Annotated in this window: 11 protein-coding genes; 3 read left to right on the plus strand and 8 right to left on the minus strand. The window is 49.3% G+C overall.

The annotated features are described in order from the left end of the window. Positions 1-70: 70 nt before the first annotated feature. On the minus strand, positions 71-1,540 hold the full coding sequence (locus tag ON05_RS13725; protein ID WP_010481216.1) for a TldD/PmbA family protein: 1,470 nt from the start codon (positions 1,538-1,540) through the stop codon (positions 71-73). Positions 1,541-1,981: 441 nt separating this feature from the next. On the opposite strand from ON05_RS13725, the gene ON05_RS13730 reads away from it, so the two are divergent. Both ON05_RS13730 and ON05_RS13735 read left to right on the plus strand, forming a co-directional pair. Next, entirely contained in the window at positions 1,982-4,009 is a 2,028-nt protein-coding gene (locus ON05_RS13730; RefSeq protein WP_010481214.1) for a GspE/PulE family protein, read from the plus strand. A gap of 45 nt (positions 4,010-4,054) precedes the next feature. Continuing rightward, entirely contained in the window at positions 4,055-5,215 is a 1,161-nt protein-coding gene (locus ON05_RS13735) for a glycosyltransferase family 4 protein (protein WP_010481211.1), read from the plus strand. Here the strand turns inward: ON05_RS13735 and ON05_RS13740 are convergent. Further along, positions 5,201-6,382: a glycosyltransferase family 4 protein gene (locus tag ON05_RS13740; protein ID WP_010481210.1), complete on the minus strand. Its 1,182-nt coding sequence runs from the start codon at positions 6,380-6,382 to the stop codon at positions 5,201-5,203. The two genes, ON05_RS13735 and ON05_RS13740, sit on opposite strands and share 15 nt — an antisense overlap. An 82-nt stretch (positions 6,383-6,464) precedes the next feature. Here ON05_RS13740 and ON05_RS13745 point away from each other — a divergent pair, with 82 nt between their 5' ends. Continuing rightward, positions 6,465-7,385 (plus strand): hypothetical protein, encoded by a 921-nt coding sequence (locus tag ON05_RS13745; RefSeq protein ID WP_010481208.1) that lies wholly within the window; start codon positions 6,465-6,467, stop codon positions 7,383-7,385. Positions 7,386-7,469: 84 nt separating this feature from the next. On the opposite strand, the gene ON05_RS13750 is transcribed toward ON05_RS13745, so the two are convergent. The 6 genes from ON05_RS13750 to ON05_RS13775 are packed head-to-tail and all read right to left on the minus strand — an operon-like array spanning position 7,470 to position 12,122. Continuing rightward, positions 7,470-8,126, minus strand: coding sequence for a tetratricopeptide repeat protein (locus ON05_RS13750; RefSeq protein ID WP_316964595.1), 657 nt, complete (start codon positions 8,124-8,126; stop codon positions 7,470-7,472). Then, complete coding sequence (locus ON05_RS13755; RefSeq protein ID WP_262561723.1) at positions 8,084-8,356, minus strand: tetratricopeptide repeat protein; 273 nt, start codon at positions 8,354-8,356, stop codon at positions 8,084-8,086. Before ON05_RS13755 ends, ON05_RS13750 begins: the two co-directional genes overlap by 43 nt. Positions 8,357-8,391: 35 nt before the next feature. Beyond that, positions 8,392-8,844, minus strand: a complete 453-nt coding sequence (locus tag ON05_RS13760; RefSeq protein WP_316964596.1) for a tetratricopeptide repeat protein — start codon at positions 8,842-8,844, stop codon at positions 8,392-8,394. Next, positions 8,802-9,443, minus strand: coding sequence for a tetratricopeptide repeat protein (locus tag ON05_RS13765; protein ID WP_316964597.1), 642 nt, complete (start codon positions 9,441-9,443; stop codon positions 8,802-8,804). Before ON05_RS13765 ends, ON05_RS13760 begins: the two co-directional genes overlap by 43 nt. Beyond that, positions 9,350-10,789 (minus strand): tetratricopeptide repeat protein, encoded by a 1,440-nt coding sequence (locus tag ON05_RS13770; RefSeq protein ID WP_262561724.1) that lies wholly within the window; start codon positions 10,787-10,789, stop codon positions 9,350-9,352. The genes ON05_RS13765 and ON05_RS13770 overlap by 94 nt, the downstream gene beginning before the upstream one ends. Then, on the minus strand, positions 10,776-12,122 hold the full coding sequence (locus ON05_RS13775) for an AAA family ATPase (protein WP_010481296.1): 1,347 nt from the start codon (positions 12,120-12,122) through the stop codon (positions 10,776-10,778). Before ON05_RS13775 ends, ON05_RS13770 begins: the two co-directional genes overlap by 14 nt. Between the last annotated feature and the right edge of the window lie 156 nt (positions 12,123-12,278).

Here is a 12,278-nt window from a genome sequence, read left to right on the forward strand (position 1 = left end):
AACGGGTTCTCCTATTTTTTAGGTGTATTCTCTGGAATTTATAGGTGTAATATCTTGAGGCGGTGCCGATTTAACGACCACCCACGGTAATCTCGTCCACCTTGATATGGGGTTGTCCCACTGTGACGTAGATACTGCCACTAATGGATCCACAGAAGCCTGCCGCTAGGCCCAAATCTTGGGACGACATGGAAATTCGCTTCATAATCTCCTTGGCTTCCCCAATTAACGTTGCACCCTTGAGGGGTTTGGTGATTTTGCCATTCTCAATCAGATAGGCTTCATCCACACCAAAGTTAAATTCGCCTGTCGGGCCAACACTGCCGCCCCCCATCTTCTTGCAATAGATGCCCTTTTCTACCGAGTTAAATAAATCATCATTGGTGAAATTACCGGGGGCAATATAGGTATTGCGCATCCGACTCGCGGCAGCATGGGTATAGCTTTGGCGACGACCACTCCCTGTTCGAGGGTGCCCGGTGCGGATACAGCCGGCTCGGTCAGATAGGAAATTCTTAAGGATGCCGTTTTCAATCAAGAGGGTGCGCTGCACGGGCATGCCTTCGTCGTCCATATCAATGGAGCCAAAGGCATTGGGAGATAATCCTTCATCCCAAGCCGTTAGATTCTCATGGGCAATTTTTTGACCTTTCATGTCTGAGAACGGACTGGTCTGGCGCTCAATCTGAGTCGTTTCTAATAGATGACCACAGGCTTCATGGAAAATCACGCCGCCAAACTCATTGGCCATAATGATCGGATAATTACCAGATTCCACATAGTCCGCATGAAGCATTTGTCCGGCGGATTCTGAGACTTCTGCAGAATCGTCGGCATACTGCCAGGAGCGCAGGAAATTAGGATTATTCGTAGCACCGACTCGCTTGTTGATGGAGGCGCGATCGCTGCCTTCTGCACAGAGCAAGCTGTAGCCGACGGATTGAGTCAAACGGATATCGCGAGCAAACACCCCATCGCTAGCTGCCACTAAAACTTCCTGCCAATCGCGGAAGTAGGTAGCGCGACGAGACTGTACATGAGCGGCATCTTTATCCAGTTGGGCATTGGCGGTTAGCAAAATATCGCCCATTTCTTGCATAGAGCTACAGCTAGCAAGCCAAGATTCTTTGCCATTCACTGAGGCGTAGTCTCGCAGCAGCTCCAGGTTAATTTCAGGGATAAAAGCTTGAGGTCCCGGTAGATTCAATCCCAGAATCGAGAGGGCTTTTTCTAAGGCTGCTTTCAGCCCCTTAAAGCTCATGTCATTGGTGCTGACATAGCAATCCCCTTTGCCCAAGAATACGCGTACACCCGCGCCCGCAACCAGTCGGGGAGAGATGCTGGTGATGGCATCTTCTTCGGCGAGGCAACTGATGTAGTTAACCCGCTCTAGGAAAAATTCGACAAAATCGGCTCCAGCTGCTCGGCCTAATCCCAATAGCGTCGACAAGGGCGAACGCCAAGTATCATCAAAGCGATCGCGCGTTGCAGAATACTCTAGGGTCGGCAGTTCTTGGGAAAGCAGCGCTATTGGAGACATAAATGGAGTGATCCAAATTGATTGCAGATGAACAAAAAGGAATCAGCAAATCTGATAGGAAGGGCTGATGTAGTTAAGTGTAACAAAATCAGCTAATGCCTTCAGACTCCACTCCAATCCTTGGAGATTTATGCTCCTAACTCAAAAATTATTCGTTGAATCAGACTGAGTTGGAACAAAGATAAAATCTGTCCATGCCAACAAAAAACACCAAAATTTTGTAAACTCTGCTGATTTACCCCATAACAGTGCGAGCAGAGGTATTGATTGTTATGGAAGCAAAATTTCTACGATTGTTTCGGCAAGGATATATGTGGTATTGATAGGTCACGACTGATTCAGTCTGCATTAGCCTTGGATTTCCCCCATAACCCAAAGTATTTGGGAATACACAGTTTTTTTATCTGTACATTTATCTAACTTTATTTCTTTTTTATAGTCATGGAGAATAACTCATCCAAGCGGGAACTGCTCGTTAGAAACAATTTTTCTCCTTCAAATGAAAAATTAATTAAGAGTGGCTATGTAGATCAAGCACGCTTGCGAGAAGCGATTTATGAAAGTCGGCGGAAGGGACGTTCGCTGCTAGCGATCCTGCAGAAGATGACGGGGAAACCTTTACCCCCCCGACTTCTCCGGCAAATCAAGCGTCAGCAGCTATTCGAGTTAAAAATTCTCTATGGACTGGATTGTCTCGATCCTGAGCTGACCCAGGTTGACTTTGACGAAATTGACCGTTTGATTCGCACGGTCATTCCTCTCGACTACTGTCGTCGCTACCAGATTTTGCCCCTCGCTCTCAATGCCGACGTCGATCCACCGGTTGTCCGTGTGGGCATGGTCAATCCGGACCACCTCAGTGCCATTGATGATGTTGACTATTTGCTGCGCTCCAATGGGATGACCTTCCAGCGGGTTGTTCTAGATTTGGATACTTTCCAAATGCTGATCGCCAAGTTCTTGGACGCTCAAGCCAAGCGTCAGGCCACCATCCAAGCAAACCTGCCCGTTGAATACGGCCTAGAAGATGATCTCGATCGCCTCGGAGGCATTGAAGATCTCTCCACCAATGATGCAGATATCAATCTGGATGAAGCATTACTCGATGAAAATGCAGCGCCAGTCATTTCTCTAGTGAATAAAATATTGGCAAAAGCATTACAAAACGGCATTTCTGATATTCATATTGAGCCGCAGGAAGACAATTTGCGCGTTCGTTTTCGCAAAGATGGCTTATTGCATAATGCGTTTCAGCCCCTACCTCGGCGCATTGCCCCTGCCCTCGTCTCCCGTTTCAAAATCATCGCCAACTTAGATATCGCCGAACGGCGTTTACCTCAAGATGGTCGGATTCTCCGGCTATTTCAGGGCCGCAAAGTTGACTTTCGTGTCAGTACCTTGCCGAGTCGCTATGGCGAAAAGGTCGTTTTGCGGATCTTAGACAATTCTTCCATGCAGCTCGGCCTCAACCATCTGATTGATGACCCTGCCAGCCTTGAGATTGTCCGAGAAATGGTGGATCGCCCCTTTGGATTGATTTTGGTGACCGGCCCTACGGGTTCTGGTAAAACGACGACTCTTTACTCCGCCCTGACGGAGCGCAATACCCCTGAAGTCAATATCAGCACTGTTGAGGATCCCATTGAATATACCCTACAGGGGATTACCCAGGTACAGGTCCTGCGGGAAAAAGGCATGGACTTTGCCTCCATTCTGCGGGCCTTTCTGCGACAAGACCCGGATGTCCTACTCGTGGGTGAGACGCGGGACAAGGAAACGGCTAAAACGGCCATTGAGGCCGCGTTAACGGGACACTTGGTGTTAACGACCCTACATACCAACGACGCAGCCAGCGCCATTGTGCGTTTGGCGGAGATGGATGTTGAACCGTTTATGGTTTCAGCGTCCTTATTGGGTGTGGTGGCTCAACGACTCGTCCGCCGCCTCTGTCCAGACTGTCGGATTCCCTATCGTCCGTCCCCAGAAAAGCTGGCTCAGTTTGGGTTAATGGCTTCGGCCAAAACAGAAATCACCTTTTACAAGGCTAATACCTCTACGTCTGACGATATTTTGGCAACGGCAAATACAGAGGATGCCTGTCCCACCTGTTCCGGTATCGGCTATTCCGGGCGATGCGGGGTCTATGAAGTTATGCAGGTGACCGAAAAGTTAAAGGGACTGATTACCGAAGGTGCGCCAACAGAGCATATCAAGGAAGTGGCTGTCGAAGAAGGGATGCAAACCTTGTTGGCTTATAGTTTGAAGCTGGTTGAGCAAGGCGCTACATCCTTAGAAGAAGTAGAACGGGTGACCTTCTCCGATAGCGGCTTGAAAACGGAGCTTAAGGCAAAGCGAAAAACAGCCCTCAACTGTCATGTTTGCAATGCAGGGCTCTTACCGGAATGGTTGGATTGTCCCTACTGCCTAACGCCCAGGTTTGCCGAGCATCATCCAGCCAATCAACTCTAAAGGGTGTTGTCCCAAAAGAGATCGGGCTATGGCAAGCTGTGAACTGTGAGCTTGCCCCGTTTGCTATTCCTAACTGAACGTTTTCCCCCAGATATGGGCGGCGTATCCCGCAGCGCGGGGCGGATTGTCACATCCCTACACAGCCTGGGCATTGATGTAGATGTGGTGACCTGGAGCCGGTATCTGCAGCCGGGGGAGATGAGTACTGAGCAGGGCAGTTCAGGCCGAGTTTATCGGCTGGGGTTATATCGCCATTGGGATGCAACGATGCCCCATACTTTAAATATTTTAGATGGGCTGCACCAAGCATCTCCCTTTAAGGCCGTTTGGGGGCATTATTTATTTCCTGCCGGTTTTTTAGGGGTGTGGTTTGGCCGACAACATCACATACCAACACTGGTAAGTGCACGGGGAAACGATATCGATCGAGAACTATTTCCCCCTGGAGACTTTGCCCGCTTGCAGTGGACACTCACCCATGCCTCAACCCTCACGGCAGTCAGTCACGATATGGCCCGTAAAATGCAGATGGTTGGGGACCGCACCCCTATCACTGTTCTTCCCAATACCCTCGATTGTGAGATTTTTCATCCTCTCCCACCCAATGACCTGCAAGACCTACGCCACAATTTAGGTATTGCCGATCAAGAAGTCGTGTTGGGATTTTCAGGAGAGCTGCGAGAAAAGAAAGGTCAGGGATTTTTATTACAAGCCCTCGCTCAGCTCCGAGCCCAGCGTCCAGCCTGTCTGTTGATTATCGGCGAGCTGCGTTCTGCGGCTCAGTCATTGCTGCAAACGTTTGCGATTGACCATCCTGATCATGCGGCTCGGGTGATTGTCACTGGCCCGTTGTCAGACCCTGAGGTGATCGTTCAGCACTTAAATCTCTGTGATATCTATCTGCAGCCGTCTTTGTGGGAAGGTATGCCCAATGCACTGCTAGAAGCCATGGCCTGTGAACGTTGCTGTATTGCCAGTGATGCGGGCGGCATCCCAGAGGTGCTGGAGTCAGGACAAACGGGATGGGTCATACCGAGATCGCAACTGCATCACTTAGGCGATGCCATTCTAGACTGTCTTTCTCTCTCGGTGGAGGAACGACACCAGATGGGACAACGTGCCCGACAATTTGTCCAAACCCACCATGCCCCTGCCCAAGAGAAAGCGCAGCTCCAAAAATTGCTAGAGCATTTAATCAATGGATGACGTTTGCAGAAGGTCTTGATAGCAAGCAATCAGCCGATCCGTGGCCTGTTGCCAGGTGAACTGTTGCGTGATCTGCAATCGCGCATTCTGAGACAACTGCATACGTAGCTCTGGATCAGCTCTGAGTCGAAGCACCCCATCTTTAATCGCTTTGGCAGAGCCGGGACGAACCGACAAAAAATGGGTGTCCGGCATCCCTAATTCACGAACCACTGGCAGATCACTAGTAATGACAGGCGTGCCAGATGCCATCCCCTCTAGCACTTTCAAGGGACAACAGCCTTGGGTACAGTTGCGATCATTGGGTTTTAATGGGGCGAGAATCACATCTGCGGTATGCATTTGGTGGCAGAGATCGGTCTGGGACAGCGGTTCCAGAATATTCAGTTGCTTGTCTACACCTAATTTAGTAGCCAGTTTAGTTAGCGATCTCACTTGGTTAGGTTTTGCGGGACCCACAATCGTCAGAGTGGCGGGGAAGTCCCGACAGTAAAGTCCCAACGCTTCAACGGCTAAATCCACCCCTTGCCAAGCGGATAAGGTTCCAAAGTACAGCAAATGCAAGCTTTCAGGATCTGGCTGCGGAGCTTGGTGCGGAAAGAAGTCGAGATTAACGCCATTGGCAATCACCTGAATTTTGGTTGGAGAGACACCCCGCTGAATTAAATAGTCGCGAGTCACCTTGCTAACGGTGAGCACTACATCGGCTTGCTCTAAACATAAATCTTCCTGAGCGATCAGCTTATGCATCAGTTCTCGATCATCTGCCACTCGCGGATAGCGGTATTTCAGCTCAATGGACGGTAAGCCATTCACCTCCAGAATCAAAGTTTGGCAATACTTTGACTTTTGTTGTGCAATCGGGAATCCTTCATACATCGACCGTACATGGATGACATCAAACCATTGGCCTGCCAACCATTGTTCAAGCCGCTGGCGAAATGTAATTACCCGGTCAATTAAGGTCTTACCACTGGTGGGAAGAGCAGTATGCATCACGCCTGGCCATCGCTCTACGGTCGGAGATATCTCCAGCGTAGGGGCAACACTGACGAACTGGACTGAACCACACCATTGAGCAAGGGCTTGGGTAAAGGCAGCAATATGAATCGCAGCACCTTTAGGGGCGGGAACCATATCGAAACAAACGTAAGCCAACTTGGGCATAACTGAGGAATTAGGGATAAATGCAGCTATATCTTATGCTAGGGCTTGATTAGGAGCCATCCAGTCTGGGGGAAGGTGTTATATGTCTCTCAATCTTGCAAGATTTAGGCTAAAGCCGAAGTACAAACACATTGGTTTTGCGAGCGAGATCCAGACTGACTTAGCGAAATTGGAGGATCGAGTTCAACAAGCACAAGCTCGACATCGTCTTTACAACTACATTACCCGTTTTGCTTGGATCGGATTAATTGGCTCGTTTGTGATCGGGGTGTTTGGCTCGGTACTACTGGAGCAGCCATTGTCACCATTATTTTGGCTATTTCTTTTCTCTTTGGGGGTGCTGTTGGTTCTAGGGATGTTGAAATTATTCGAACGTCCTTGGTTGATCCCTCAAGAACGGTATGTGCTCCCTGTGGGATTAATCAAAAAAGTTATCCGTGATATGGAGCTAGAACCTTCGCTCCATTTGTCCCTCAATTGCTCTCCTGTCAACGCAAAGCGTAAACGAATTGACACGATACCCGATCCGAAGCGAGACAGGTGGAAAATCGACCGTTATGCAGATCCTTGGTTATTGCTAGAAGGTCAGTTTTTGGATCAAACCGACTTCACCTTGACGTTGACAGAACTCTACATTGAAAAATATGGCTGGAAACGGAGTCGTAGTGGCAAGACCAAACACAAACGTAAGAGCAAGCCTAAAGGGTTATCCCTCACTTTAACGTTACGGTTTCAACGCAAGAAGTATGGTGCGGTTACAGTCTTAAAAGACTCCCTGAAAGAGGCCCTAAAACTCACCCCGACCGCGCGAGTCAAACGGATAAAAGTCAGCGATCGCACCCTATCTCTCACGGTGAAGGTGCCTCCCTATCCGCCTCCAAAACGTTTTGAGGTTGATCGAAACGTTGATGTTAAACAAGTTGAAGAGTTGATCACACAGATGTTTTTGAGTCTGTACCATGTGCTCAATTTGGCCCAAAAGTTATCAAAAGTGACATTATGAGAAGCTCTTCTCTGAAAGCCGTTTTGCTGATGAATGTCTGACTTATTGACGGGAAATAAGCTCACAATGTTGAGAATGCCTTGACTATAGCGTTGAGCGAATCTGATCGACCGCCTGTTGGAATGGTTTGAAGTCAATTGCTTTGCCAATGGCTTCAGCCTGGGCCAACGATGCTTCTAGACCATCTAAGTCGCCTAGCTGTTGTTGGGCAGAAACAATAAACATTAACAAGTTACGACCTTGACTATATTGATCACCAATTTGCTGAAAAATGGTTTGAGCAGACTGATAGTAATCCATCGCTTGTGCTGGACGATCCTGTAAACTTCCTAACCCCAGTAACGTATTGGCTTCCCCCAGCCGAGCACCCACCTCGCGATATATCCTCAAGGCTTGGTCATAGCGATCTAAGGCCTCTTGACGTTGATCCAGAAATTGGAGGACATCACCCAGGGCTTTTAACGTATTGGCTTCCCCCAGCCGAGCACCCACCTCGCGATATATCCTCAAGGCTTGGTCATAGCGATCTAAGGCCTCTTGACTTTGCTTGAGAAATTGGAGGACATCGCCAATCGCTTTTAACGTATTGGCTTCCCCCAGCCGATCACCCACCTCGCGATATATCCTCAAGGCTTGGTCATAGCGATCTAAGGCCTCTTGACGTTGATCCAGAAATTGGAGGACATCACCCAGGGCTTTTAACGTATTGGCTTCCCCAGCCGAGCACCCACCTCGCGATATATCCTCAAGGCTTGGTCATAGCGATCTAAGGCCTCTTGACGTTGATCCAGAAATTGGAGGACATCACCCAGGGCTTTTAACGTATTGGCTTCCCCCAGCCGAGCACCCACCTCGCGATATATCCTCAAGGCTTGGTCATAGCGATCTAAGGCCTCTTGACGTTGATCCAGAAATTGGAGGACATCACCCAGGGCTTTTAACGTATTGGCTTCCCCCAGCCGAGCACCCACCTCGCGATATATCCTCAAGGCTTGGTCATAGCGATCTAAGGCCTCTTGACTTTGCTGAGAAATTGGAGGACATCGCCAATCGCTTTTAACGTATTGGCTTCCCCCAGCCGATCACCCACCTCGCGATATATCCTCAAGGCTTGGTCATAGCGATCTAAGGCCTCTTGACGTTGATCCAGAAATTGGAGGACATCACCCAGGGCTTTTAACGTATTGGCTTCCCCCAGCCGAGCACCCACCTCGCGATATATCCTCAAGGCTTGGTCATAGCGATCTAAGGCCTCTTGACGTTGATCCAGAAATTGGAGGACATCACCCAGGGCTTTTAACGTATTGGCTTCCCCCAGCCGAGCACCCACCTCGCGATATATCCTCAAGGCTTGGTCATAGCGATCTAAGGCCTCTTGACGTTGATCCAGAAATTGGAGGACATCACCCAGGGCTTTTAACGTATTGGCTTCCCCAGCCGAGCACCCACCTCGCGATATATCCTCAAGGCTTGGTCATAGCGATCTAAGGCCTCTTGACTTTGCTTGAGAAATTGGAGGACATCGCCAATCGCTTTTAACGTATTGGCTTCCCCCAGCCGATCACCCACCTCGCGATATATCCTCAAGGCTTGGTCATAGCGATCTAAGGCCTCTTGACTTTGCTTGAGAAATTGGAGGACATCGCCAATCGCTTTTAACGTATTGGCTTCCCCCAGCCGATCACCCACCTCGCGATATATCCTCAAGGCTTGGTCATAGCGATCTAAGGCCTCTTGACTTTGCTTGAGAAATTGGAGGACATCGCCAATCGCTTTTAACGTATTGGCTTCCCCCAGCCGAGCACCCACCTCGCGATATATCCTCAAGGCTTGGTCATAGCGATCTAAGGCCTCTTGACTTTGCTTGAGAAATTGGAGGACATCGCCAATCGCTTTTAACGTATTGGCTTCCCCCAGCCGATCACCCACCTCGCGATATATCCTCAAGGCTTGGTCATAGCGATCTAAGGCCTCTTGACGTTGATCCAGAAATTGGAGGACATCACCCAGGGCTTTAACGTATTGGCTTCCCCCAGCCGAGCACCCACCTCGCGATATATCCTCAAGGCTTGGTCATAGCGATCTAAGGCCTCTTGACTTTGCTTGAGAAATTGGAGGACATCGCCAATCGCTTTTAACGTATTGGCTTCCCCCAGCCGATCACCCACCTCGCGATATATCCTCAAGGCTTGGTCATAGCGATCTAAGGCCTCTTGACGTTGATCCAGAAATTGGAGGACATCACCCAGGGCTTTTAACGTATTGGCTTCCCCCAGCCGAGCACCCACCTCGCGATACAGACGCAACGCTTCGTCATAGCGCTCTAAAGCCGCTTGGCGTTGGTCAAGAAATTGGAGGACATCACCCAGGGCTTTTAACGTATTGGCTTCCCCCAGCCGAGCACCCACCTCGCGATACAGACGCAACGCTTCGTCATAGCGCTCTAAAGCCGCTTGGCGTTGGTCAAGAAATTGGAGGACATCACCCAGGGCTTTTAACGTATTGGCTTCCCCCAGCCGATCACCCACCTCGCGATACAGACGCAACGCTTCGTCATAGCAAACATTTGCCTCGTGAGCATTGTCTTTGAGTTCAAAATAGAGATTCCCTAGCTGTTCTAAACTGGTCGCCAATTCTGCAGGCAAATCCAGATTGTCCAATAATTGCACAGCTCGTTTATAGACCTGGATAGCAAACTCACGATTTTGTCTGCTTTGACTTCGCTTCGTATAAACTTGCCCCAATTGAGTATACAGATCTGCTAATTGGGCTGGATCTTTATCGGCCTGCTGCTCCAGCGCTTCAATCAGACCCATCAACGCTTCGATAGAAGGATCTAACCCCCTAGTTGCCGCTTTTTCCGTCGTCTTGGAAGCTGTAAATGGTAAGAGAGCCACATCACTGGGGTCAACGCCAAACCAAAAAACGCCACTGCGCCAGCTCCAGAAATCTGGCGATTGCTCTGCTAATAAACGCACCACCTTGCGATTGACCCAGAGCACAACCGGAAACCGAAATTGCCGCAAAGCTTCTCGGGTCCATTGTAAGTACCCTAAAAATCGAGCTTGCTGAGACTCTGGCATCGCCAACATTGACGGCAGTAAATCCCCAATCCCCAGCACCGTGACCACCGCAGGCTGATGCTCCTGTAAAACAGGCTGTTGAGCGACCAACTGCTCTAATCCTGTCCGCAAACTGGGGTCTTGACGGTTAATAAACAACCGATAGGCATGGACTCCCTGCTCCCGCAGCGATTGCTCGTAGTCCTCAATAACGGCAGTTTGCAAGTTACGGTTTTCTGTCACGGCAATCAGTAATCCCAATTGCCCCTGATTCGCCTCTAGGGCAACTAGCAGCCGCAGGTATTGGCGCTGTTCTTCCGCAGAGCGCTCAATGGTGGGCATCCTCAGCACTCCCAGAGTCCATCGTCGGCAGCAATTGCTCTAGCTGGAGATGTTTTTTGACAATCGGATGCACATCGTACCAGACCTGATTGTTGCGATATTCCAAGATATATAACCCGTGCAACAGTAGGGCAAAATCTTCATCATCCACTTCTTCTGGCTTAGCATCTTCATAGGTTGTGACTAAAATCTCAGACCGCCGCTTGCCCAAAGACAGAGAAAATTCATTCCGAAGTTCCCGCACAGCCAGTTCCAGCACCTGATCATCAATCTTCATCTCAGTTCGTTCTGGCTCCAGCCGCAGTAGCAGCGAACATTGACTGCAACATTCCCGAGCAATCCGCACCATTTCCCGCAATACTCCTCCACTCAGCAACACAATCTGCCGAGCGGTTTGTGGCGACATGACTTCCGCCCAGTGCTCACCAAAGCGACGTTCTAATACTTTGAGGAAAATATCCACCTTGCGCTGATCCGGCTGCTGCTGGCGGTGACGATCGGCCTTAGTAAAAAATTTAGCAACTCCCATTTGCAAAATCGGACGACCACAAGCCGACTGCAAAATCGTGCGGAGTTCAATATCTCTGACCACGGCTATCGGAATAGTAAACACCATCCGCATTTGGGGCTGAAAAAGCGCCAGGATATTGTTCTTGTAAATTTCTTCTACTAATTTCCAATCCAATTTATCCAAATCATCAATAATCACTAACAGGGGACGGATTGTATGATGCTGGATCAGAGCAGCGATTTCTTCTATTTTGGCTACGAGTTCAGAAATACGCCGTTCATAAGTACGTTTGATTTCTTCCCTAAAGGTGGATTCTGTTTGTAGCTTAGCGGTCAAGATCTTCAGAACATCGCCACCAATCCCAATCTGGGATTTGAGATCCTTGGTTTCCGTCGTTGAGTGAGTAGTAATAAACCAATTTAAAATTTCTTCTTGAGTGGTCGTAGGAATATCCACCTCGGAGTCCCTCGCCTTACTCAAAAGCTGTAAAGCAATAGCATAGAGAATATTGACATGGTCCACCGCCGACATCTCTACCATGTCCGAGATGGAAAAGCGGACGACAAAATAGCGGGGTTCTCGCTCTGGATCACTCATCAAGCGGCCAAACTGGGCGAGTAGCGTTGACTTCCCACACCCCCGATGTCCTGCAAAGATAATCTTGCCATCCTCGGGTGCATCGTCCACAGCCTGCTCTAGCCGCACCAATGCATCCCGACCGTAATCGACGCGAAACGCCTCGACTTCCTCGTCAGACAACAAGGGAAATAAATCTAAATCCCGATAAGCCTGCCGAAAGGTTGCGAGAAGGGGGTGACTCATAGGTAATGGATCGTGCTGGCCTTCATCATACCCAACCTCAGCAATTCAAATGCAAAAAATGCTAACCAATACACGGTTCACGCCGTTCAATGCCCATTCCCTGACATTCTGATATGAATTCATTTCTCCAGTGGCGAAATCATAATCATGGTTTAT

This window comes from Acaryochloris sp. CCMEE 5410, from assembly GCF_000238775.2.
Taxonomy (GTDB): Bacteria; Cyanobacteriota; Cyanobacteriia; order Thermosynechococcales; family Thermosynechococcaceae; genus Acaryochloris.